This window comes from Enterobacter cloacae complex sp. CARB60 (assembly GCF_036487345.1).
Lineage (GTDB): Bacteria > Pseudomonadota > Gammaproteobacteria > Enterobacterales > Enterobacteriaceae > Enterobacter > Enterobacter asburiae_D.
Genome location: NZ_JAZKLC010000002.1, coordinates 72,587 through 96,539 on the forward strand (window position 1 = coordinate 72,587; position 23,953 = coordinate 96,539).

The 23,953-nt window shown below is 55.1% G+C and carries 18 protein-coding genes, 2 tRNA genes and 3 rRNA genes; 20 read left to right on the plus strand and 3 right to left on the minus strand.

From position 1 onward, the window contains the following. Positions 1 to 13 precede the first annotated feature (13 nt). From ubiJ to tatD, 6 genes are all read left to right on the plus strand, one after another. Complete coding sequence (gene ubiJ, locus V4835_RS01310; protein ID WP_331411038.1) at positions 14 to 619, plus strand: ubiquinone biosynthesis protein UbiJ; 606 nt, start codon at positions 14 to 16, stop codon at positions 617 to 619. Further along, on the plus strand, positions 616 to 2,256 hold the full coding sequence (gene ubiB, locus V4835_RS01315; RefSeq protein ID WP_331411039.1) for a ubiquinone biosynthesis regulatory protein kinase UbiB: 1,641 nt from the start codon (positions 616 to 618) through the stop codon (positions 2,254 to 2,256). The genes ubiJ and ubiB overlap by 4 nt, the downstream gene beginning before the upstream one ends. Before the next feature lie 76 nt (positions 2,257 to 2,332). After that, positions 2,333 to 2,587: a Sec-independent protein translocase subunit TatA gene (gene tatA / locus V4835_RS01320; RefSeq protein WP_063145007.1), complete on the plus strand. Its 255-nt coding sequence runs from the start codon at positions 2,333 to 2,335 to the stop codon at positions 2,585 to 2,587. 3 nt (positions 2,588 to 2,590) lie between these two features. Further along, positions 2,591 to 3,133, plus strand: coding sequence for a Sec-independent protein translocase protein TatB (gene tatB / locus V4835_RS01325; protein ID WP_063145006.1), 543 nt, complete (start codon positions 2,591 to 2,593; stop codon positions 3,131 to 3,133). Between the two features lie 2 nt (positions 3,134 to 3,135). Then, the gene (gene tatC / locus V4835_RS01330) at positions 3,136 to 3,906 is read left to right on the plus strand and encodes a Sec-independent protein translocase subunit TatC (protein ID WP_023309607.1); all 771 of its coding nucleotides are present in this window, start codon (positions 3,136 to 3,138) and stop codon (positions 3,904 to 3,906) included. 41 nt (positions 3,907 to 3,947) lie between these two features. Beyond that, a complete protein-coding gene (gene tatD, locus V4835_RS01335) occupies positions 3,948 to 4,730 on the plus strand; it encodes a 3'-5' ssDNA/RNA exonuclease TatD (RefSeq protein WP_331411040.1) in 783 nt (260 codons plus the stop codon). Here tatD and rfaH read toward each other — a convergent pair. Further along, complete coding sequence (gene rfaH, locus V4835_RS01340) at positions 4,727 to 5,218, minus strand: transcription/translation regulatory transformer protein RfaH (RefSeq protein WP_331411041.1); 492 nt, start codon at positions 5,216 to 5,218, stop codon at positions 4,727 to 4,729. The genes tatD and rfaH overlap by 4 nt on opposite strands. Positions 5,219 to 5,391: 173 nt before the next feature. On the opposite strand from rfaH, the gene ubiD reads away from it, so the two are divergent. Both ubiD and fre read left to right on the plus strand, forming a co-directional pair. After that, positions 5,392 to 6,882 carry a 4-hydroxy-3-polyprenylbenzoate decarboxylase gene (ubiD, locus tag V4835_RS01345; RefSeq protein ID WP_162269347.1) on the plus strand — a complete coding sequence of 497 codons (1,491 nt, stop codon included), beginning with the start codon at positions 5,392 to 5,394 and terminating at the stop codon, positions 6,880 to 6,882. A 42-nt stretch (positions 6,883 to 6,924) separates the two neighbouring features. After that, a complete protein-coding gene (gene fre, locus V4835_RS01350) occupies positions 6,925 to 7,626 on the plus strand; it encodes an NAD(P)H-flavin reductase (RefSeq protein ID WP_008501516.1) in 702 nt (233 codons plus the stop codon). Positions 7,627 to 7,787: 161 nt separating this feature from the next. Here the strand turns inward: fre and fadA are convergent, their stop codons facing one another. Together fadA and fadB are read right to left on the minus strand one after the other, a co-directional pair. Then, positions 7,788 to 8,951, minus strand: coding sequence for an acetyl-CoA C-acyltransferase FadA (fadA, locus tag V4835_RS01355; protein WP_008501515.1), 1,164 nt, complete (start codon positions 8,949 to 8,951; stop codon positions 7,788 to 7,790). Positions 8,952 to 8,960: 9 nt separating this feature from the next. Further along, entirely contained in the window at positions 8,961 to 11,150 is a 2,190-nt protein-coding gene (gene fadB, locus V4835_RS01360; RefSeq protein ID WP_331411042.1) for a fatty acid oxidation complex subunit alpha FadB, read from the minus strand. A 190-nt stretch (positions 11,151 to 11,340) separates the two neighbouring features. On the opposite strand from fadB, the gene pepQ reads away from it, so the two are divergent. The 12 genes from pepQ to V4835_RS01420 all read left to right on the plus strand — a co-directional run bounded on the left by pepQ (position 11,341) and on the right by V4835_RS01420 (position 23,912). Next, entirely contained in the window at positions 11,341 to 12,672 is a 1,332-nt protein-coding gene (gene pepQ / locus V4835_RS01365; RefSeq protein WP_331411043.1) for a Xaa-Pro dipeptidase, read from the plus strand. Further along, positions 12,672 to 13,286 carry an IMPACT family protein gene (locus V4835_RS01370; RefSeq protein WP_331411044.1) on the plus strand — a complete coding sequence of 205 codons (615 nt, stop codon included), beginning with the start codon at positions 12,672 to 12,674 and terminating at the stop codon, positions 13,284 to 13,286. Before pepQ ends, V4835_RS01370 begins: the two co-directional genes overlap by 1 nt. 39 nt (positions 13,287 to 13,325) lie before the next feature. Next, positions 13,326 to 14,777 carry a Trk system potassium transporter TrkH gene (trkH, locus tag V4835_RS01375; protein WP_023309600.1) on the plus strand — a complete coding sequence of 484 codons (1,452 nt, stop codon included), beginning with the start codon at positions 13,326 to 13,328 and terminating at the stop codon, positions 14,775 to 14,777. 10 nt (positions 14,778 to 14,787) lie between these two features. Next, positions 14,788 to 15,333: a menaquinone-dependent protoporphyrinogen IX dehydrogenase gene (gene hemG, locus V4835_RS01380; RefSeq protein WP_063145000.1), complete on the plus strand. Its 546-nt coding sequence runs from the start codon at positions 14,788 to 14,790 to the stop codon at positions 15,331 to 15,333. Positions 15,334 to 15,710: 377 nt separating this feature from the next. Then, positions 15,711 to 17,250 (plus strand): 16S ribosomal RNA (locus V4835_RS01385). A 69-nt stretch (positions 17,251 to 17,319) separates the two neighbouring features. After that, positions 17,320 to 17,396, plus strand: a tRNA-Ile gene (locus V4835_RS01390). Positions 17,397 to 17,438: 42 nt separating this feature from the next. Then, positions 17,439 to 17,514, plus strand: a tRNA-Ala gene (locus V4835_RS01395). A 180-nt stretch (positions 17,515 to 17,694) separates the two neighbouring features. Next, positions 17,695 to 20,601, plus strand: a 23S ribosomal RNA gene (locus V4835_RS01400). 74 nt (positions 20,602 to 20,675) lie between these two features. Next, positions 20,676 to 20,791: ribosomal RNA gene (gene rrf, locus V4835_RS01405) — 5S ribosomal RNA — on the plus strand. Together the 16S, 23S and 5S rRNA genes with 2 tRNA genes alongside form the textbook arrangement of a ribosomal RNA operon. Positions 20,792 to 20,915: 124 nt before the next feature. Next, positions 20,916 to 21,944: a UDP-N-acetylmuramate dehydrogenase gene (gene murB / locus V4835_RS01410; protein WP_331411045.1), complete on the plus strand. Its 1,029-nt coding sequence runs from the start codon at positions 20,916 to 20,918 to the stop codon at positions 21,942 to 21,944. Beyond that, positions 21,941 to 22,903, plus strand: a complete 963-nt coding sequence (birA, locus tag V4835_RS01415) for a bifunctional biotin--[acetyl-CoA-carboxylase] ligase/biotin operon repressor BirA (RefSeq protein WP_331411046.1) — start codon at positions 21,941 to 21,943, stop codon at positions 22,901 to 22,903. The genes murB and birA overlap by 4 nt, the downstream gene beginning before the upstream one ends. Positions 22,904 to 22,919: 16 nt before the next feature. After that, entirely contained in the window at positions 22,920 to 23,912 is a 993-nt protein-coding gene (locus tag V4835_RS01420; RefSeq protein WP_331411047.1) for a glycosyl hydrolase family 8, read from the plus strand. The last annotated feature ends 41 nt before the right edge of the window (positions 23,913 to 23,953 follow it).

Genomic DNA, 23,953 nt, shown 5'->3' on the forward strand with positions numbered 1-23,953 from the left:
GTGGAGGTGTCCCGTGCCCTTTAAACCCTTAGTCTCCGCAGGCGTCGAGAATGTACTGAACGCTTTTCTGTATCGCGCTCCGGCGCTGAAAGCTGCACGTCAGCGGCTAAACGGGAAGGTATTACGCATTGTTTTAAAAGAGTTCTCGACGCCGCTTGTGCTGGTCTTCAGCGAACGCCAGCTTGACGTTCTGGGGGCGTGGGAAGGTGAAGCCGACTGCTCGGTCATTACGCACATGAGCGTGCTGCCAAAACTGCGCGATCGCCAGCAATTAACGGCGCTTATCCGCAGCGGTGAGCTGGAAGTGGAAGGCGACATTCAGGTCGTGCAGAACTTCGTTGCGCTCACCGACCTGGCGGAGTTCGATCCGGCAGAGCTGCTCGCGCCTTTTATCGGCGACATTGCCGCCGAAGGCATCGGGAAAGTCCTTCATGGTGGTGCCTCCTTTGCGCGTAAAAGCCTCCAACGCCAGCAGCGCTATGCGGCGGAAGTGATGACTGAGGAGTGGCGAATGGCGCCCGGGCCACTGGAAGTTGCATGGTTTGCGGAAGAGACCGCTGCTGCTGAACGTGCGGTTGATGCGTTAACCAAACGGCTGGAAAAACTGGAGGGCAAATGACGCCTGGTGAAATTCGGCGCCTCTATTTTATTATTCGCACCTTTTTGAGCTACGGGCTCGACGAGCTTATCCCCAAAATGCGTATCACGCTGCCGCTTCGTATCTGGCGGCGGATGCTGTTCTGGATGCCCAATCGCCATAAAGGTCAACCGCTGGGTGAGCGTCTGCGCCTGGCGCTGCAGGAGCTCGGTCCGGTTTGGATTAAATTCGGACAGATGCTGTCGACCCGCCGCGATCTCTTTCCGCCTCTCATTGCCGATGAGCTCGCGATGCTGCAGGATCGCGTCGCACCGTTTGACGGCGCGCGCGCGAAAAAGCAGATTGAAGAGGCGATGGGAAATGTCCCCGTCGAGACCTGGTTTGACGATTTCGACATTAAGCCACTGGCGTCGGCCTCTATCGCGCAGGTGCACACCGCGCGTCTGAAGGAAAACGGCAAAGAAGTCGTTATTAAGGTCATTCGTCCGGACATCCTGCCGGTCATCAAAGCGGACATGAAGCTGATTTATCGTCTGGCGCGCTGGGTACCACGCTTGCTGCCGGACGGGCGTCGCCTTCGTCCACTGGAAGTGGTGCGGGAATATGAAAAAACGCTGATTGATGAGCTTAACCTGCTCCGCGAATCGGCAAACGCCATTCAGCTGCGTCGCAACTTTGAAAACAGCCCGATGCTCTATGTACCTGAAGTCTATTCTGACTACTGCAGCCAGGACATGATGGTGATGGAGCGTATCTACGGTATTCCGGTTTCGGATGTGGTGGCCCTGGAGAAACAGGGAACGAACATGAAGCTGCTGGCCGAACGTGGCGTACAGGTCTTCTTTACCCAGGTGTTCCGCGACAGCTTTTTCCATGCGGACATGCATCCGGGCAATATCTTCGTGAGCTACGAACACCCTGAGGATCCGAAGTATATCGGTATCGACTGCGGGATTGTGGGGTCGCTGAACAAAGAAGATAAACGGTATCTGGCAGAGAACTTCATCGCGTTCTTCAACCGCGACTACCGTAAGGTGGCCGAGCTGCACGTCGATTCCGGCTGGGTGCCGCCTGACACCAACGTCGAAGAGTTCGAGTTTGCGATCCGGACCGTTTGTGAACCGATTTTTGAAAAACCGCTGGCGGAAATCTCCTTCGGCCACGTGCTGTTAAACCTGTTCAATACGGCTCGCCGCTTTAATATGGAAGTTCAGCCACAGCTTGTTTTACTTCAGAAAACATTACTTTACGTTGAGGGTGTAGGCCGACAGCTCTATCCTCAGTTAGACTTGTGGAAGACTGCGAAACCTTTCCTTGAATCCTGGATTAAGGATCAGGTTGGCATTCCGGCGCTGGTGCGCTCGCTGAAAGAGAAAGGCCCGTTCTGGATAGAAAAAATGCCTGAAATTCCTGAACTGGTTTATGACAGTTTGCGTCAGAGCAAGAACCTTCAGCACAGTATGGATAAAATCGCCCGCGAGCTTCAGTCCAGCCGTGTTCGCCAGGGACAGTCACGCTACCTCTTTGGGATTGGCGCAACGCTGCTGCTGAGCGGTACGCTGATGCTGATCAACCGTCCGGACTGGCAGATGATGCCCGCCTGGCTGATGGCTGGCGGGGTGGTAGTCTGGCTAGCAGGCTGGCGAAAAACGCGCTGAGCGTGCGTCGCTATCGACAGGTCGCAGACGTATAATGCGACCTGACTCTTTAATCATCTATCCCTGAGGAACATGTATGGGTGGTATCAGTATCTGGCAATTGTTGATCATTGCCGTCATCGTCGTGCTGCTGTTTGGCACCAAAAAGCTCGGTTCTATTGGTTCCGATCTGGGCGCGTCTATCAAAGGCTTCAAGAAAGCGATGAGCGATGATGAGACCAAGCAGGATAAAACCAGCCAGGACGCTGATTTTACTGCTAAATCCATCGCCGACAAGCAAGAAGAAGCCAAAAAGGAAGACGCTAAACGCCACGATAAAGAGCAGGTGTAAGTCGTGTTCGACATTGGTTTTGGTGAACTCCTGCTGGTCTTTGTGATTGGCCTGATTGTGCTGGGGCCGCAGCGTCTGCCGGTGGCAGTGAAAACCGTTGCGGGATGGGTTCGTGCGCTGAGATCGCTGGCCTCGACCGTTCAGAATGAACTGGCGCAGGAGCTTAAGCTGCAGGAATTTCAGGAAAGCCTGAAAAAGGTCGAGAAGGCGAGCATGGATAACCTGACGCCGGAACTGAAAGCGTCAATGGATGAGCTGCGCGAAGCGGCGGAATCGATGAAACGCTCCTATAGCGTTAACGATCCTGAAAAAGCGAGCGATGAAGCGAACACCATCCATAACCCGGTGGTGAAGGGCAGCGAGGAGCAGCGCGAGGGCGTAACGCCTGCCAGCGCTGAACATCAGGCTGCCGCGCCGGAACAGACGCCGCAGGAAACCGAAGTGAAAAAACAGGCGCAGCCGGAAGAGCCGGTAGCAAAAACGGCGGAAGTGAAGCCCGCTGCGTCCGTTTCCGAATCATCCCCCTCGTCGAGTGATAAAGCGTAAACATGGCAGTAGATGATACTCAACCGCTGATTACGCACCTCATTGAGCTGCGTAAGCGCCTGTTAAACTGCATTATTGCGGTTTTACTCATATTCCTGTGCCTGGTCTATTTTGCCAACGATATCTACCAGGTGGTCTCTGCGCCGCTGATCAAGCAGATGCCCCTGGGCGCAACGATGATTGCAACAGACGTTGCTTCTCCGTTCTTTACCCCCATCAAGCTGACCTTCTGGGTGTCGTTGATTGCCTCTGCACCGGTCATTCTTTACCAGGTGTGGGCGTTTGTGGCGCCAGCGCTGTATAAGCATGAACGCAAGCTGGTGATCCCGCTGCTGGTGTCCAGCTCGCTGCTGTTCTATATCGGCATGGCGTTTGCCTATTTCGTTGTCTTCCCCCTGGCCTTCGGCTTCCTCACGCATACCGCGCCGGAAGGGGTCCAGGTGTCGACGGATATCGCCAGCTACCTCAGCTTTGTGATGGCGCTGTTTATGGCGTTTGGCGTGGCATTCGAAGTGCCGGTGGCCATTGTGCTGCTTTGCTGGGTAGGGGTAACAACCCCGGATGACCTGCGTAAGAAGCGTCCATATATTCTGGTGGGCGCCTTTGTGGTCGGCATGCTGCTGACGCCGCCGGATGTGTTCTCGCAGACGCTGCTGGCCATACCGATGTACTGTCTTTTTGAGGTCGGCGTATTCTTCTCGCGTTTCTACGTGGGTAAAGGACGCCGAGCGGATGACGAAGACGATACGTCCGACAAGACCACTGAAGAGTAAAACCAGCCGCCCGTCAGGGCGGTTGTTATATGGGGATTTGCATGTTTGACATCGGACTCAATCTGACCAGCTCGCAGTTTGCGAAAGATCGTGATGAGGTGGTTGCGCGCGCGTTTGCCGCCGGGGTGAAAGGGCTGCTGCTGACAGGCACCAACCTGCATGAGAGCGAGCAGGCGCAGCAGCTGGCGCAACGCTACGATCGCTGTTGGTCTACTGCTGGCGTGCACCCTCACGACAGTAGCCAGTGGATCCCGGAAAGTGGCGACAGCCTGTACAGGCTGGCGAAGACGCCAGACGTTGTGGCGATCGGCGAATGCGGTCTCGATTTCAACCGTAACTTTTCCACGCCTGAAGAGCAGGAAAAGGCGTTCACTGCACAGCTTGCGCTGGCGGCAGAGCTTGGAATGCCCGTATTTATGCACTGCCGCGACGCGCATGAGCGTTTCCTGGCACTTCTCGATCCGTGGCTGGAGAAACTGCCCGGCGCGGTACTGCACTGCTTCACCGGTTCACGGCAGGAAGCGCTGGATTGCCTGAAGCGAGGGCTTTATCTGGGCATTACCGGCTGGGTTTGCGATGAGCGCCGCGGGCTTGAACTTCGGGAGCTGTTGCCAGCGATCCCGGCTGACCGATTGCTCCTTGAAACCGATGCGCCTTATCTGCTACCGCGCGATATGAAGCCCAAACCGGCATCGCGGCGAAATGAGCCCGCGTATCTGGGGCACATTGTTGAGAGCGTTGCGAAGTGGCGCGGAGACGATCCGCACCGGCTTTCGGCGCAGACGGATGACAACGTGCGTAATCTGTTTGGAATAAACGTTTAAAGTTTGCGGAAGTCGGTGTTTTTAACGCTCTGTAGCACCTGCTTGTTCAGCAGATTGAGCAACAGCATAGAGCGTGCTTCCCCGTCCGGCTCGGCAAAAATCGCCTGCAGGCCTTCGAAAGCGCCTTCGGTAATCACGACGCTATCGCCGGTGTAAGGGGTTTCGGGGTCGGTGATCCCTTCAGGCTGCTGATAAACCGACAGCTGGTGAATGACCGTCGACGGGACCGTTGCCGGGTGGGTGCCAAAACGAACGAAGTGGCTGACGCCACGCGTTGCGCTGATGGTGGTGGTGTGGATGACTTCCGGGTCGAACTCCACGAACAGGTAGTTCGGGAACAACGGCTCGCTGACGGTTGTGCGCTTCCCGCGCTGCATTTTTTCAAGCGTGATCACGGGTGTCAGGCAATTTACAGACTGACGTTCAAGATGTTCCTGCGCGCGCTGAAGTTGCCCGCGTTTGCAATACAGTAAATACCAGGCCTGCATAATCACTCTTTCCCTTAGTTCGGGGCGCAAGCATATCAAAACCCTGGCGGGATCGCTAAGTTGATTATAATGGGGGAAAATGGAACAGAACGCATAAGTTCACGCTTATTTAACAAAATTACAGCATCAAGCAGGCTTACGCCGTATAATGAAGCGCTTACAGAGAGGCCATGATTAACTGCATGAAATACCACGATCTCCGCGACTTCCTGACGCTGCTGGAAAAGCAGGGTGAACTCAAACGCATTACACTTCCTGTTGATCCTTATCTGGAGATGACGGAAATTGCTGACCGCACCCTGCGTGCCGGTGGCCCTGCATTACTGTTTGAAAATCCGAAAGGTTACTCAATGCCGGTGCTGTGCAACCTGTTTGGAACACCGCGTCGTGTTGCATTGGGGATGGGGCAGGAAGACGTCACGGCGCTGCGTGAAGTTGGTAAACTGCTGGCGTTTCTGAAAGAGCCGGAGCCACCGAAAGGCTTCCGCGATCTGTTCGACAAACTGCCGCAGTTTAAGCAGGTGCTGAACATGCCCACCAAACGCCTGCGCGGCGCGCCGTGCCAGCAGAAAGTGCTGGAAGGCGATGCGGTAGATCTGACCAAAATCCCTATCATGCAGTGCTGGCCTGAAGATGCCGCTCCGCTGATCACTTGGGGGCTGACCGTTACGCGCGGCCCGCACAAAGAGCGGCAAAACCTCGGTATTTACCGCCAGCAGTTGATTGGCAAGAATAAACTCATCATGCGCTGGCTGTCGCATCGCGGCGGCGCGCTGGATTTCCAGGAGTGGTGCGCCGCGCATCCGGGGGAACGTTTCCCGGTGTCTGTCGCCTTAGGTGCCGATCCGGCCACCATTCTGGGAGCCGTCACCCCCGTGCCGGATACCCTTTCTGAATATGCGTTTGCAGGCCTGCTGCGCGGAACGAAAACCGAAGTCGTGAAGTGTATTTCTAACGATCTCGAAGTTCCGGCCAGTGCAGAAATTGTACTGGAAGGTTACCTTGAGCAGGGTGAAATGGCGCCAGAAGGCCCTTACGGCGACCACACCGGCTATTACAACGAAGTGGATAACTTCCCGGTGTTTACCGTGACGCACATTACGCAGCGTGAAGATGCGATTTATCACTCTACGTATACCGGACGTCCACCGGACGAACCGGCGGTGCTGGGCGTGGCGCTGAACGAAGTGTTTGTGCCAATCCTGCAAAAGCAGTTCCCGGAAATTGTTGATTTTTATCTCCCGCCTGAAGGATGCTCGTATCGCATGGCGGTGGTCACGATGAAGAAGCAGTATCCTGGCCATGCTAAACGCGTGATGATGGGCGTATGGTCTTTCCTGCGCCAGTTTATGTATACCAAATTTGTTATTGTCTGCGATGATGACGTTAACGCCCGCGACTGGAATGACGTAATCTGGGCCATTACCACGCGAATGGACCCGGCGCGCGATACGGTGTTAGTTGAAAACACGCCGATAGATTACCTGGATTTTGCCTCGCCGGTTTCCGGTCTTGGCTCAAAGATGGGACTGGATGCCACAAATAAATGGCCTGGCGAAACCGACCGTGAATGGGGTCGCCCGATCAAAAAAGATCCTGCTGTGACCGCGCGAATTGACGCGATCTGGGACGAGCTGGCCATAATGAATAACGGTAAACCCTGAGCTGACCGTTAAGCCCTATAGACTTCCCGACAGAGAGAGCGAATGACAACCTTAAGCTGTAAAGTGACCTCGGTAGATGCCATCACCGACACCGTATATCGCGTCCGTTTAGTGCCAGAAGCGCCATTCTCTTTCCGCGCGGGTCAGTACCTGATGGTTGTGATGGATGAGCGTGATAAGCGTCCTTTCTCTATGGCCTCAACGCCAGCGGAGCAGGAATTTATTGAGCTTCATATTGGTGCGTCAGAGCTTAACCTGTATGCGATGGCGGTGATGGATCGGATCCTGAAGGAACGTGAAATCGTGGTGGATATTCCGCACGGTGATGCGTGGCTGCGCGATGACGAAGACCGTCCGCTGATCCTGATCGCTGGCGGCACGGGCTTCTCTTATGTGCGCTCTATTCTGTTGACCGCCCTGGCGCGTAACCCGGATCGTGACATCACCATTTACTGGGGTGGCCGCGAAGAGAAACATCTGTACGACCTCTCTGAGCTGGAAGCGCTGAGCGTAACCCATCCTAACCTGCGCATTGAACCGGTGGTTGAGCAGCCGGAAGAGGGCTGGCGTGGTCGTAGTGGGACGGTGCTGACGGCGGTGCTGCAGGATCATGGCACGCTGGCAGGGCACGATATCTATATCGCTGGCCGTTTTGAGATGGCGAAAATTGCCCGTGACCTGTTCTGTAACGAACGTGACGCGCGTGAAGACCGCCTGTTTGGCGATGCGTTTGCCTTCATTTAAATAAAAAACCCGCCCCTGACAGGCGGGAAGAACGGCAACTAAACTCTCTCTCTTCGCCAGTGAAGCCAGTGGCGGTGAGATACCTCTCGTAGGCCGGGAAAGCGCAGCGCCTCCCGGCAAAAGCCCGATGGCGCGATGCTTATCGGGCCTACGTTATAGCCTTACACTCTCTCAAACACCGTCGCGATACCCTGACCCAGCCCGATACACATCGTTGCCAGACCAAACTGGGCATCTTTGCGTTCCATCAGGTTGATCAGCGTCGTGCTGATACGCGCCCCGGAGCAGCCCAGCGGGTGACCGAGGGCGATCGCGCCGCCGTTGAGGTTAATCTTCTCGTCGATCTGCTCCATCAGCCCCAGATCTTTAATGCACGGCAGGATCTGCGCGGCGAACGCTTCGTTCATTTCGAACAGGTCGATGTCGCTGGCGGTTAATCCCGCTTTTTTCAGCGCCAGCTTCGAGGCCGGAACCGGGCCGTAGCCCATGATGGAAGGATCGCAGCCCACGACCGCCATCGAACGTACCCGAGCGCGCGGGGTTAAGCCCAGCTCGCGGGCACGGCTTTCGCTCATCACCAGCATCGCGGCGGCACCGTCTGACAGCGCCGACGAAGTACCTGCCGTTACCGTACCGGTGACAGGATCAAACGCCGGGCGCAGTGTGGAAAGCGCTTCTACGGTGGTTTCCGGGCGGATGACTTCGTCGTAGCTGAACTGCTTCAGTACGCCGTCTGCATCGTGACCGCCAGTCGGGATGATCTCATTCTTAAAGGCGCCGGACTGCGTCGCCGCCCATGCGCGAGCATGAGAGCGCGCGGCAAAGGCATCCTGCATTTCACGGCTGATGCCGTGCAGACGAGAGAGCATCTCGGCGGTCAGACCCATCATCCCCGCGGCTTTCGCCACGTTACGGCTCATGCCAGGGTGGAAATCGACCCCGTGGCTCATCGGCACGTGGCCCATGTGCTCAACGCCGCCCACCAGGCAGGCCTGCGCATCGCCGGTCATGATCATACGCGCCGCGTCGTGCAACGCCTGCATTGATGAACCGCACAGGCGGTTCACGGTGACAGCCGGAACCGAATGCGGGATCTCCGCCAGCAGCGACGCGTTGCGGGCAATGTTGAAACCTTGCTCCAGGGTCTGCTGCACGCAGCCCCAGTAGATATCGTCCAGCGCAGCAGGATCCAGCGCCGGGTTACGCGCCAGCAGGCTACGCATCAGATGCGCGGAGAGGTCTTCCGCACGCACGTTACGGAACGCGCCGCCTTTTGAACGGCCCATCGGGGTGCGAATCGCATCAACAATGACAACCTTTTCCATTGTGACTCCTTAAGCCGTTTTCAGTTCGCCAACCGGACGGGCTGGCTCAACTGCTGGATAGTAGGGTTCGTTATGGCGCGCTTTGTTACGCAGCCCTTCCGGCACCTCATAAAGCGGGCCGAGGTGCTGATACTGCTGAGCCATATCGAGATAGCGGGCGCTGCCGAGCGTGTCCAGCCAGCGGAACGCGCCGCCGTGGAACGGAGGGAAGCCCAGGCCGTATACCAGCGCCATATCCGCTTCTGCCGGGCTGGCGATGATGCCTTCTTCGAGGCAACGCACCACTTCGTTGACCATCGGGATCATCATCCGGGCGATGATTTCATCGTCGGAGAAGTCGCGTTTTGGCTGACTGACTTCAGCCAGCAGGCCATCCACCGCGGCATCTTCTTCTTTCTTCGGTTTGCCTTTGCTGTCTTCTTTATAGCGCCAGAAGCCCAGGCCGTTTTTCTGTCCGAAGCGGTTAGCGTCAAACAGCGCGTCAATGGCGTCGCGATAATCTTTCTGCATGCGCTGCGGGAAGCCTGCCGCCATCACCGCCTGAGCGTGGTGGGCGGTATCAATGCCGACCACGTCCAGCAGATACGACGGGCCCATCGGCCAGCCGAACTGTTTTTCCATCACTTTGTCGATTTTGCGGAAGTCCGCACCGTCGCGCAGCAGCTGGCTGAAACCGGCGAAGTAAGGGAACAGTACGCGGTTGACGAAGAAGCCCGGGCAGTCGTTAACGACGATCGGCGTTTTGCCCATCTTGCTTGCCCACGCCACCACTTTGGCGATGGTTTCGTCAGAGGTTTTTTCCCCACGGATCACTTCGACCAGCGGCATACGGTGTACCGGGTTAAAGAAGTGCATCCCGCAGAAGTTTTCCGGGCGCTTCAGCACGCTCGCCAGTTCGCTAATCGGAATGGTGGAGGTGTTAGAGGCCAGCACGGTCTCAGGACGAACCTTGTCTTCCGTTTCCGCCAGCACCGCTTTTTTGACTTTCGGGTTCTCGACGACGGCTTCGACCACCACGTCCACATGGTCGAAACCGCTGTATTCCAGCACGGGTTGAATGGTGGAAATCACGCCTGCAAGCTTCAGCCCGTCAATTTTTCCGCGTTCCAGCTGTTTATTCAGCAGCTTGGCCGCTTCGGTCATGCCCAGCGTCAGGGATTTCTCGCTGATGTCCTTCATCACCACCGGCACGCCTTTCCAGGCCGACTGGTAAGCGATGCCGCCACCCATAATGCCGGCGCCGAGTACCGCCGCATGTTTTGGCGTCTCAACGTTTTTGGTCAGCTGTTTGGCTTTCCCCTTCACGAACTGATCGTTGAGGAAGATACCGACCAGCGCGCGGGCTTCATTGGTGTGCGCCAGCGGGACAAAGCTCTGATTTTCGAGCTTCAGGGCTTCATCACGGCCCAGGCGAGCCGCGGCTTCAATGGTTTTCACCGCCGTGATCGGCGCCGGGTAGTGTTTACCCGCCGTCTGCATCACCATGCCTTTGGCGATGGTGAAGCTCATGGTGGCTTCAATTTTGCTGAGTTTTAATGGCTCCAGCTTCGGCTGGCGTTTGGCTTTCCAGTCGAGATCGCCGTTGATGGCCTGACGCAGAATGGCGAGTGCGCCTTCAACCAGTTTCTCTGGTTTCACGACGCCGTCGACCAGGCCGATTTTCTGCGCCTGTTCTGCGCCGACATCTTTACCGGCGGCAATGATCTCCAGCGCGCTGTCGGCACCCAGCATGCGCGGCATACGTACGGAGCCGCCAAAGCCCGGCATGATGCCCAGCTTGGTTTCCGGCAGGCCGATGCGCAGGTCCGGCGTCGCCAGACGGTAGTCGGTCGCCAGCACGCACTCGCAGCCGCCGCCCAGCGCATAGCCGTTAACGGCGGAAATGGTCGGGACAGGCAGATCTTCCAGACGATTAAAGACGCTGTTGGCAAAGTGCAGCCACTGGCTCAGCTGTTCTTCCGGGACCAGGAACAGCGAAAGGAACTCGGTGATATCGGCACCGACAATAAAGGCCGCTTTGTTCGAACGCAGCAGCAGCCCTTTTAATTCAGGTTGTTTTTCAAGAACATCCAGCGCATGGCCAAGACTGGCCACCGTCGCGGTATCAAGCTTGTTCACTGAGCCGGGGGCATCGAACACCAGTTCGGCAATGCCATCTTCCAGCCAGTTGAGGTACAGGGTGTCGCCTTTGTAGAGCATGTCAGTCTCCTGAATCCAGCAATTGGATCTGGTCATACCAGATGAATCGGAGTGTGGGATTTATGTTAATAAAATGCAAATTACTCATTAAGAAAATGCTGCATTGATCACGGTCGGTGGAAATCACGCAGCCGGAGTGAGGTGTGCTAAGATGCGATGTCTTGAGGTCAAAAAAACGAAAGGAAGAATGATGGACTCACTGGCTTCGCTTTATAAAAATCATATCGTTACCCTACAGGAACGTACCCGCGATGTACTGGCCCGCTTTAAGCTGGATGCGCTGCTGATCCACTCCGGCGAGCTGATGAATACCTTTCTGGATGACCACGCTTATCCGTTTAAGGTGAACCCGCAGTTTAAAGCCTGGGTACCGGTGACTCAGGTTCCAAATTGCTGGCTGCTGGTGGACGGCGTGAACAAACCGAAACTGTGGTTCTACCTGCCGGTCGATTACTGGCACAACGTAGAGCCGCTGCCGACCTCTTTCTGGACGGAAGAGATCGACGTGATTGCACTGCCGAAAGCGGACGGTATTGGCAGCCAGCTGCCTGCGGCGCGTGGCAACATCGGCTACATTGGCCCTGTACCAGAGCGCGCGCTGGGTCTGGATATTCCGGCAGACAAACTCAATCCGAAAGGGGTGCTGGATTACCTGCACTATTACCGCGCGTATAAAACCGACTACGAACTTTACTGCATGCGTGAAGCGCAAAAAACGGCGGTGAATGGCCACCGTGCCGCGCATGAAGCATTCCAGTCGGGGATGAGCGAGTTCGACATCAATCAGGCCTATCTGACCGCGACAGGCCACCGCGACACCGACGTGCCGTACAGCAATATCGTCGCGCTGAACGAGCACGCGTCTGTGCTTCATTACACCAAACTGGATCACCATGTTCCGTCGGAAATGCGCAGCTTCCTGCTGGACGCAGGGGCAGAGTATAACGGCTACGCGGCCGACCTGACCCGTACCTGGGCGGCGAATGCGGACACTGATTTCGCGCAGCTGATTAAAGACGTGAACGATGAACAGCTGGCGCTGATTGGTACCATGAAGGCGGGAACCAGCTATGTGGATTACCACATCCAGTTCCATCAGCGCATCGCAAAACTGCTGCGTAAGCATCAGATTGTAAAAGACATGAGCGAAGAGGCGATGGTTGAGAACGATCTGACCGGGCCATTCATGCCGCACGGTATCGGCCACCCGCTGGGCCTGCAGGTTCACGACGTTGCGGGCTTTATGCAGGATGATACCGGCACGCACCTGGCGGCACCGTCTAAATATCCTTACCTGCGCTGCACCCGTATTCTGGAGCCGCGTATGGTGCTGACGATTGAACCGGGGATCTACTTTATCGAATCCCTGCTGGCGCCGTGGCGCGAAGGCCAGTTCAGCAAACACTTCAACTGGGAAAAAATTGATGCGCTGAAGCCGTTTGGCGGTATTCGCATCGAAGATAACGTTGTGATTCACGAAAACGGTATCGAGAACATGACGCGAGACCTGAAGCTGGCCTGATGGAAAGCTGGCTGATACCGGCTGAACCGGTCACCTTTGTTGAGGAAATCAAGAAAAGCCGCTTTATTACGCTGCTGGCGCATACCGACGGCGTAGAGGCGGCAAAGGCGTTTGTCGAGTCCGTTCGGGCTGAGCATCCTGACGCACGTCACCACTGCGTGGCGTGGGTGGCAGGGCCGCCTGACGATTCGCAAAGGCTGGGGTTTTCCGACGACGGTGAACCGGCGGGCACGGCCGGTAAACCTATGCTTTCGCAGCTGATGGGCAGCGGCGTGGGTGAAATTACCGCCGTGGTGGTGCGCTACTACGGCGGTATTTTGTTAGGCACGGGTGGGCTCGTTAAAGCGTATGGCGGTGGGGTTCAGCAGGCACTGAATATGCTCATAACCACCCGCAAAACGCCGCTCACCGAATATACTTTACTGTGTGATTACGCCCAGCTATCCGGCATCGAAACGTTGCTGAGGCAGTTTAACGGCGTCATCGCGCACAGTGAATATCAGGCAATGGTGCAATTACGCGTGGCGCTTCCTCAGGCGGAACTGGCTGCTTTTTCAGCAAAACTGGCTGATTTTAGTCGTGGTTCGTTGCAATTGCTGCCGATTGAAGAATAATCCCCACCTCACTTTTGAATACCAAAGGAAGCGGCAGAGATGCATTTTCGTGCCATAACCCGAATCGTTGGACTGCTGGTCATACTCTTTTCCGGGACGATGATTCTCCCTGGACTGGTGGCGCTTATCTACCGGGACGGTGCGGGGCGGGCATTTACCCAGACCTTTTTTGTCGCGCTGGCGATTGGCTCTCTGCTGTGGTGGCCAAACCGTCGTCAGAAAGGTGAGCTGAAATCTCGCGAAGGCTTTCTGATTGTGGTCCTGTTCTGGACGGTGCTGGGGAGCGTCGGTTCGCTGCCCTTTATCTTCTCTGAACAGCCTAACCTGAGCATCACGGATGCCTTTTTTGAATCGTTCTCCGGTTTAACGACCACCGGGGCGACGACGCTGGTGGGGCTGGATTCACTTCCGCACGCCATTCTCTTTTATCGCCAGATGCTTCAGTGGTTCGGGGGGATGGGGATCATCGTCCTGGCGGTGGCTATTCTGCCGATTCTGGGCGTCGGGGGGATGCAGCTCTATCGCGCCGAAATGCCCGGACCGCTGAAAGACAACAAAATGCGCCCGCGTATTGCCGAGACGGCGAAAACTCTCTGGCTTATCTATGTCTTGCTGACGGTGGCCTGTGCGCTGGCGCTATGGTTCGCCGGGATGCCCGCTTTCGACGCCATCGGACACAGCTTCGCGACGATCGCGATTGGTGGGTTCTCCACTCACGATGCCAGCGTCGGCTACTTCGACAGCCCAACGATCAATACCATCATTGCGATTTTCCTGCTGATCTCCGGCTGTAACTATGGCCTGCACTTCTCTTTACTGAGCGGGCGCAGCCTGAAGGTATACTGGCGCGATCCGGAGTTCCGCATGTTTATTGGTGTCCAGCTTACGCTGGTCATCATCTGCACCCTGGTGCTGTGGTTCCATGATGTCTACAACTCCGCGCTGACCACGCTAAACCAGGCGTTCTTCCAGGTGGTATCGATGGCGACGACCGCCGGGTTTACCACGGACAGCATCGCGCGCTGGCCGCTGTTCCTGCCGGTGCTGCTTTTATGCTCTGCATTTATCGGGGGCTGTGCGGGGTCTACGGGCGGTGGCCTGAAGGTAATTCGTATTCTGCTGCTGTTTAAGCAGGGGAACCGCGAGCTGAAGCGCCTGGTCCACCCGAACGCGGTCTACAGCATCAAACTGGGGAACCGCGCGCTGCCGGAACGTATCCTCGAAGCGGTGTGGGGATTCTTCTCGGCGTATGCGCTGGTCTTTATCGTCAGCATGCTGGCGATCATCGCGACGGGAGTGGATGATTTCTCCGCCTTTGCATCCGTCGTAGCAACATTGAATAACCTCGGGCCTGGCCTGGGGGTTGTGGCGGATAACTTTGCCAGCATGAACCCGGTCGCGAAATGGATCCTCATTGCCAATATGCTGTTTGGTCGTCTTGAGGTCTTTACGCTGCTGGTGCTGTTCACCCCTACATTCTGGCGCGAGTAAGGAGCCGTTGATGAAAACACTGATTCTTTTCTCTACGCGAGACGGGCAGACGCGTGAGATTGCCGCGTATCTGGCATCGGAATTAAAAGAGCTGGGTATTTACTCGGATGTGGTCAATCTGAATCGTGCGGAACAGATAACCTGGCAGGATTACGATCGCGTGGTAATTGGCGCGTCAATTCGTTACGGGCATTTCCATCCGGCGCTGGATCGCTTTGTGAAAAAGCACACGGCGGTGCTCAACAAATTGCCCGGTGCGTTTTACTCGGTCAATCTTGTCGCACGTAAAGCCGAGAAGCGTACGCCGCAGACCAACAGCTACACGCGCAAGTTTTTGCTCGGCTCGCCGTGGCAGCCAGACCTGTGCGCCGTCTTTGCCGGCGCGCTGCGCTACCCTCGCTACCGCTGGTATGACCGCTTTATGATCCGCCTGATTATGAAGATGACCGGGGGGGAAACCGATACGCGTAAAGAAGTGGTTTATACCGACTGGTCGCAGGTGGCCAGTTTTGCGCGGGAAATCGCACATTTAACGGGCGATTCGCGACTTAAATAAGCGTTAAGTTTGAAAAGTGAGCGAACGAAAAGTTTTTTGTATTTTGTGCTTGTCACTTCAGAATAACTCCCTATAATGCGCCTCCACTGACACGGAACAACGGCTTACAGGCCGCCGGGTTAGCGGGGTTCAGAGATGAACGCCAGCAGAAGAAAGCGAAAATAAACGCTTGACTCTGAAGCGGGAAAGCGTAATATGCACACCCCGCGCCGCTGCGAAAAGCGAAGCGGCACTGCTCTTTAACAATTTATCAGACAATCTGTGTGGGCACTCAAAGTGACATGGATTCTTAACGTCGCAAGACGAAAAATGAATACCAAGTCTCTGAGTGAACATACGTAATTCATTACGAAGTTTAATTCACGAGCATCAAACTTAAATTGAAGAGTTTGATCATGGCTCAGATTGAACGCTGGCGGCAGGCCTAACACATGCAAGTCGAGCGGTAGCACAGGGAGCTTGCTCCTGGGTGACGAGCGGCGGACGGGTGAGTAATGTCTGGGAAACTGCCTGATGGAGGGGGATAACTACTGGAAACGGTAGCTAATACCGCATAACGTCGCAAGACCAAAGAGGGGGACCTTCGGGCCTCTTGCCATCAGATGTGCCCAGATGGGATTAGCTAGTAGGTGGGGTAACGGCTCACCTAGGCGACGATCCCTAGCTGGTCTGAGAGGATGACCAGCCACACTGGAACTGAGACACGGTCCAGACTCCTACGGGAGGCAGCAGTGGGGAATATTGCACAATGGGCGCAAGCCTGATGCAGCCATGCCGCGTGTATGAAGAAGGCCTTCGGGTTGTAAAGTACTTTCAGCGGGGAGGAAGGTGTTGAGGTTAATAACCTCAGCAATTGACGTTACCCGCAGAAGAAGCACCGGCTAACTCCGTGCCAGCAGCCGCGGTAATACGGAGGGTGCAAGCGTTAATCGGAATTACTGGGCGTAAAGCGCACGCAGGCGGTCTGTCAAGTCGGATGTGAAATCCCCGGGCTCAACCTGGGAACTGCATTCGAAACTGGCAGGCTAGAGTCTTGTAGAGGGGGGTAGAATTCCAGGTGTAGCGGTGAAATGCGTAGAGATCTGGAGGAATACCGGTGGCGAAGGCGGCCCCCTGGACAAAGACTGACGCTCAGGTGCGAAAGCGTGGGGAGCAAACAGGATTAGATACCCTGGTAGTCCACGCCGTAAACGATGTCGACTTGGAGGTTGTGCCCTTGAGGCGTGGCTTCCGGAGCTAACGCGTTAAGTCGACCGCCTGGGGAGTACGGCCGCAAGGTTAAAACTCAAATGAATTGACGGGGGCCCGCACAAGCGGTGGAGCATGTGGTTTAATTCGATGCAACGCGAAGAACCTTACCTACTCTTGACATCCAGAGAACTTAGCAGAGATGCTTTGGTGCCTTCGGGAACTCTGAGACAGGTGCTGCATGGCTGTCGTCAGCTCGTGTTGTGAAATGTTGGGTTAAGTCCCGCAACGAGCGCAACCCTTATCCTTTGTTGCCAGCGGTTCGGCCGGGAACTCAAAGGAGACTGCCAGTGATAAACTGGAGGAAGGTGGGGATGACGTCAAGTCATCATGGCCCTTACGAGTAGGGCTACACACGTGCTACAATGGCGCATACAAAGAGAAGCGACCTCGCGAGAGCAAGCGGACCTCATAAAGTGCGTCGTAGTCCGGATTGGAGTCTGCAACTCGACTCCATGAAGTCGGAATCGCTAGTAATCGTAGATCAGAATGCTACGGTGAATACGTTCCCGGGCCTTGTACACACCGCCCGTCACACCATGGGAGTGGGTTGCAAAAGAAGTAGGTAGCTTAACCTTCGGGAGGGCGCTTACCACTTTGTGATTCATGACTGGGGTGAAGTCGTAACAAGGTAACCGTAGGGGAACCTGCGGTTGGATCACCTCCTTACCTTAAAGAACCTGCCTTTGTAGTGCTCACACAGATTGTCTGATGAAAAACAGCAGTAAAAATCTCTGCAGGCTTGTAGCTCAGGTGGTTAGAGCGCACCCCTGATAAGGGTGAGGTCGGTGGTTCAAGTCCACTCAGGCCTACCAAACTCCTTTTAAAGGATGAGCGGTACAGAGATTAAAAACGATGGGGCTATAGCTCAGCTGGGAGAGCGCCTGCTTTGCACGCAGGAGGTCTGCGGTTCGATCCCGCATAGCTCCACCATCTTTTACTGCGAACACAAGAAAACTTCAGAGTGAACCTGAAAAGGTGCACTGCGAAGTTTTGCTCTTTAAAAATCTGGATCAAGCTGAAAATTGAAACGACACACATGTTATGTGTGTTCGAGTCTCTCAAATTTTCGCAATTTGATGATGAATCGAAAGAAACATCTTCGGGTTGTGAGGTTAAGCGACTAAGCGTACACGGTGGATGCCCTGGCAGTCAGAGGCGATGAAGGACGTGCTAATCTGCGAAAAGCGCCGGCGAGGTGATATGAACCTTTGACCCGGCGATGTCCGAATGGGGAAACCCAGTGTGATTCGTCACACTATCGTTAACTGAATACATAGGTTAACGAGGCGAACCGGGGGAACTGAAACATCTAAGTACCCCGAGGAAAAGAAATCAACCGAGATTCCCCCAGTAGCGGCGAGCGAACGGGGAGCAGCCCAGAGTCTGAATCAGCTTGTGTGTTAGTGGAACGGTCTGGAAAGTCCGGCGATACAGGGTGATAGCCCCGTACACGAAAGCACACAGGTTGTGAACTCGAAGAGTAGGGCGGGACACGTGGTATCCTGTCTGAATATGGGGGGACCATCCTCCAAGGCTAAATACTCCTGACTGACCGATAGTGAACCAGTACCGTGAGGGAAAGGCGAAAAGAACCCCGGCGAGGGGAGTGAAAAAGAACCTGAAACCGTGTACGTACAAGCAGTGGGAGCACCTTCGTGGTGTGACTGCGTACCTTTTGTATAATGGGTCAGCGACTTATATTCTGTAGCAAGGTTAACCGTATAGGGGAGCCGAAGGGAAACCGAGTCTTAACTGGGCGTTAAGTTGCAGGGTATAGACCCGAAACCCGGTGATCTAGCCATGGGCAGGTTGAAGGTTGGGTAACACTAACTGGAGGACCGAACCGACTAATGTTGAAAAATTAGCGGATGACTTGTGGCTGGGGGTGAAAGGCCAATCAAACCGGGAGATAGCTGGTTCTCCCCGAAAGCTATTTAGGTAGCGCCTCGTGAACTCATCTTAGGGGGTAGAGCACTGTTTCGGCTAGGGGGCCATCCCGGCTTACCAACCCGATGCAAACTACGAATACCGAAGAATGTTATCACGGGAGACACACGGCGGGTGCTAACGTCCGTCGTGAAGAGGGAAACAACCCAGACCGCCAGCTAAGGTCCCAAAGTCATGGTTAAGTGGGAAACGATGTGGGAAGGCACAGACAGCCAGGATGTTGGCTTAGAAGCAGCCATCATTTAAAGAAAGCGTAATAGCTCACTGGTCGAGTCGGCCTGCGCGGAAGATGTAACGGGGCTAAACCATGCACCGAAGCTGCGGCAGCGACGCTTATGCGTTGTTGGGTAGGGGAGCGTTCTGTAAGCCGTTGAAGGTGTCCTGTGAGGGGTGCTGGAGGTATCAGAAGTGCGAATGCTGACATAAGTAACGATAATGCGGGTGAAAAGCCCGCACGCCGGAAGACCAAGGGTTCCTGTCCAACGTTAATCGGGGCAGGGTGAGTCGACCCCTAAGGCGAGGCCGAAAGGCGTAGTCGATGGGAAACAGGTTAATATTCCTGTACTTGGTGTTACTGCGAAGGGGGGACGGAGAAGGCTATGTTAGCCGGGCGACGGTTGTCCCGGTTTAAGCATGTAGGCGGGAGTTTTAGGTAAATCCGGAACTCTTTTAACGCTGAGGTGTGATGACGAGGCACTACGGTGCTGAAGTAACAAATGCCCTGCTTCCAGGAAAAGCCTCTAAGCATCAGGTAACACGAAATCGTACCCCAAACCGACACAGGTGGTCAGGTAGAGAATACCAAGGCGCTTGAGAGAACTCGGGTGAAGGAACTAGGCAAAATGGTGCCGTAACTTCGGGAGAAGGCACGCTGATATGTAGGTGAAGCCCCTGCGGGTGGAGCTGAAATCAGTCGAAGATACCAGCTGGCTGCAACTGTTTATTAAAAACACAGCACTGTGCAAACACGAAAGTGGACGTATACGGTGTGACGCCTGCCCGGTGCCGGAAGGTTAATTGATGGGGTTAGCGGCAACGCGAAGCTCTTGATCGAAGCCCCGGTAAACGGCGGCCGTAACTATAACGGTCCTAAGGTAGCGAAATTCCTTGTCGGGTAAGTTCCGACCTGCACGAATGGCGTAATGATGGCCAGGCTGTCTCCACCCGAGACTCAGTGAAATTGAACTCGCTGTGAAGATGCAGTGTACCCGCGGCAAGACGGAAAGACCCCGTGAACCTTTACTATAGCTTGACACTGAACACTGGTCCTTGATGTGTAGGATAGGTGGGAGGCTTTGAAGCGTGGACGCCAGTCTGCGTGGAGCCGACCTTGAAATACCACCCTTTAATGGCTGGTGTTCTAACGTAGACCCGTAATCCGGGTTGCGGACAGTGTCTGGTGGGTAGTTTGACTGGGGCGGTCTCCTCCCAAAGAGTAACGGAGGAGCACGAAGGTTAGCTAATCCTGGTCGGACATCAGGAGGTTAGTGCAATGGCATAAGCTAGCTTGACTGCGAGAGTGACGGCTCGAGCAGGTGCGAAAGCAGGTCATAGTGATCCGGTGGTTCTGAATGGAAGGGCCATCGCTCAACGGATAAAAGGTACTCCGGGGATAACAGGCTGATACCGCCCAAGAGTTCATATCGACGGCGGTGTTTGGCACCTCGATGTCGGCTCATCACATCCTGGGGCTGAAGTAGGTCCCAAGGGTATGGCTGTTCGCCATTTAAAGTGGTACGCGAGCTGGGTTTAGAACGTCGTGAGACAGTTCGGTCCCTATCTGCCGTGGGCGCTGGAGAATTGAGGGGGGGCTGCTCCTAGTACGAGAGGACCGGAGTGGACGCATCACTGGTGTTCGGGTTGTCATGCCAATGGCATTGCCCGGTAGCTAAATGCGGAAAAGATAAGTGCTGAAAGCATCTAAGCACGAAACTTGCCCCGAGATGAGTTCTCCCTGACTCCTTGAGAGTCCTGAAGGAACGTTGAAGACTACGACGTTGATAGGTCGGGTGTGTAAGCGCAGCGATGCGTTGAGCTAACCGATACTAATGAACCGTGAGGCTTAACCTTACAACGCCGAAGCTGTTTCGGCGGACGAGAGACAGACAATCAATTTCAGCCTGATACAGATTTAACAGAATTTGCCTGGCGGCTTTAGCGCGGTGGTCCCACCTGACCCCATGCCGAACTCAGAAGTGAAACGCCGTAGCGCCGATGGTAGTGTGGGGTCTCCCCATGTGAGAGTAGGGAACTGCCAGGCATCAAATAAGTAGAGAGGCCATCCGGAAGGATGGCCTTTTTGCGTTTATACGGCGCACAAACTAATCCCCCAATACCCTGCTTATACGGTAAACTACCTGCGTTTTTGCATCAGGATAGCGTCTATGAACCACTCCCTTAAGCCCTGGAATACCTTTGGCATTCAACGCAATGCTAATCAAATTGTACGTGCCGATACTGCACAGCAGCTGCTGGATGCATGGCAAAACGCGACAGAAAATAACGAACCCGTACTGATTCTGGGCGAAGGAAGTAATGTCCTGTTTCTCGATGATTTTGCGGGAACGGTGATCGTTAACCGCATCATGGGAATTGATGTGGAAGAGCGTGCCGATAGCTGGCTTGTGCACGTGGGTGCCGGAGAAAACTGGCATCATCTGGTGCAATTTACCCTCGAAAAAGGGATGCCGGGTCTGGAAAACCTTGCGCTTATTCCAGGCTGCGCCGGATCGTCACCTATTCAAAACATCGGCGCCTACGGCATCGAACTGAAACATGTCTGTGAATATGTCGACTGCATCGAACTGGCAACCGGAACGGCTAAGCGTTTAACGGCAGAACAGTGCCGATTTGGCTATCGTGACAGTATCTTCAAACATGAATATCAGGACCGCTACGTGATTGTCGCCGTGGGTCTGCACCTGTCGAAGAACTGGCAGCCGGTGTTGACCTACGGAGATTTAACGCGTCTCGATCCGGCTACCGTAACCGCCCGTGACGTTTTTGACTCGGTTTGCCATATGCGGATGACCAAACTTCCCGATCCAAAAGTAAATGGAAACGCTGGAAGCTTCTTCAAAAACCCGGTTATCAGCAGCGAAAATGCAAAAGCCTTCCTTGAAGGATGGCCAGCAGCGCCACATTACCCTCAGGCGGATGGCAGCGTGAAGCTGGCCGCGGGGTGGCTCATCGATCAATGCCAGCTAAAAGGCACTTCAGTAGGCGGTGCTGCCGTTCACCAACAGCAGGCCCTGGTACTGATTAATCAACGCGATGCGACCAGCGATGATGTTGTACAGCTGGCTCATTATGTTCGTCAGCGTGTGGGCGAAAAGTTTAACGTCTGGCTGGAGCCAGAAGTTCGCTTCATTGGCCGCACAGGTGAAGTCAATGCCGTGGAGGCCATCGCGTGAAAGACAATACCATCCCCTTAACCCTGATTAGCATCCTTGCTGACGGTGAGTTTCATTCTGGCGAGCTGCTGGGTGAGCAGCTTGGCATGAGCCGTGCCGGCATTAACAAGCATATTCAGACGCTGCGCGACTGGGGTGTTGATGTGTTCACGGTTCCCGGAAAAGGCTACAGCCTGCCGGAGCCTATTCAATTGCTGAATGAAGAAACGATCCGCAGCCAGATTGGACACGGCAATGTTGCGGTGCTGCCGGTGATTGATTCAACGAACCAGTATCTTCTGGATCGTCTGCCTGAGCTAAAATCAGGCGATGCCTGCGTTGCTGAATATCAACAGGCCGGTCGTGGCCGTCGCGGACGCAAATGGTTTTCGCCATTTGGCGCCAACCTCTATCTGTCCATGTACTGGCGACTCGATCAGGGCCCGGCCGCTGCCATTGGCCTGAGTCTGGTCATCGGCATCGTCATGGCGGAAGTGCTGCACGATCTGGGAGCGGATAAGGTACGCGTTAAATGGCCTAATGACCTGTACCTCAACGATCGTAAACTTGCGGGTATTCTTGTCGAACTGACGGGAAAAACGGGCGATGCGGCACAGATCGTCATTGGCGCAGGCCTCAATATGGTGATGCGCAATGTACAAAATGATGTGGTGAATCAGGCCTGGACTAACCTCCAGGAGGCGGGGATCGTTATCGATCGTAACACCCTTTCCGTACGTATGATTAAAGAGTTGCGTAGCTCACTCACGCTTTTTGAACAGGAAGGGCTGGCACCGTTCCTGTCGCGTTGGGAAAAGCTGGATAACTTCCTCAATCGCCCGGTGAAATTGCTGATTGGTGATAAAGAGATCTACGGAACTTCCCGCGGTATTGACGCACAGGGCGCGCTGCTCCTGGAGCAGGATGGCGCGATCAAACCCTGGATGGGCGGTGAGATTTCACTGCGAAGTGCCGAATAACCGGATTGAGTTAATTATGCGAAAACCCGTCTGCGCGACGCTGGCCGTCATGATGAGTCTGCTGTTCTCGCCTCTCTCTCATGCGGATCGGGCCTGGGAGAGTTATAAGGTCCGCTTTTTCAAACCGGAAGGTCGCATTGTCGATACCGGCAATGGCGGCGTGTCCCATACGGAAGGTCAGGGTTTTGCCATGCTGATGGCGGTGGCCAACGACGATAAAGCCACGTTCGATAAGCTCTGGCAATGGACAGACAGTCAGCTGAAGAACAAAGAAAATGGTTTATTCTACTGGCGCTATAACCCCGCAGAGTCCAACCCGGTCGCCGACAAAAACAACGCTGCAGATGGTGATGTGCTGATTGCCTGGGCGTTGCTCAAAGCCGACGCCCGCTGGCATGACAAGCGCTACAGCGCCGCATCGGATGCCATTACAAAAGCACTGATTGACCACAGCGTGATCCGCTATGCGGGCTACCGCGTGATGCTGCCCGGCGTTCAGGGATTTAAGCTTGAGGGTGAAGTGGTCCTTAATCCTTCCTATTTCGTGTTTCCGGCCTGGCAGGCCTTCGCCGGACGCAGTCATTTGCCGGTCTGGCGCGATTTGATTAAGGACGGGAAACGTCTGCTGGGGAAAATGGGCTCTGGCAAAGCGAATCTGCCCGCTGACTGGGTTTCACTGGCATCTGGCGGCAAGCTGGCTCCTGCTAAAGGCTGGCCGCCGCGAATGAGCTATGACGCGATTCGTATTCCGCTGTACCTTGCTTGGTCTGATAAGCAAAGCCCGTTGCTGACGCCGTGGAAGGCCTGGTTCGGTCAGTTCCCCCGGGAACAAACTCCCGCCTGGGTTAACGTCACGACCAACGAATATGCGCCCTACATGATGGAAGGCGGCCTGTTGGCCGTGCGTGATTTAACGGTGGGACAGCCTTCCGGAGAACCCGAAATCACCTCTAAAGACGACTACTATTCGGCAAGTCTGAAAATGCTGGTGTGGATTTCAGCGCAATAATAACGCACTGACTATCCCCTCTCCCCGATGGGGAGAGGGTG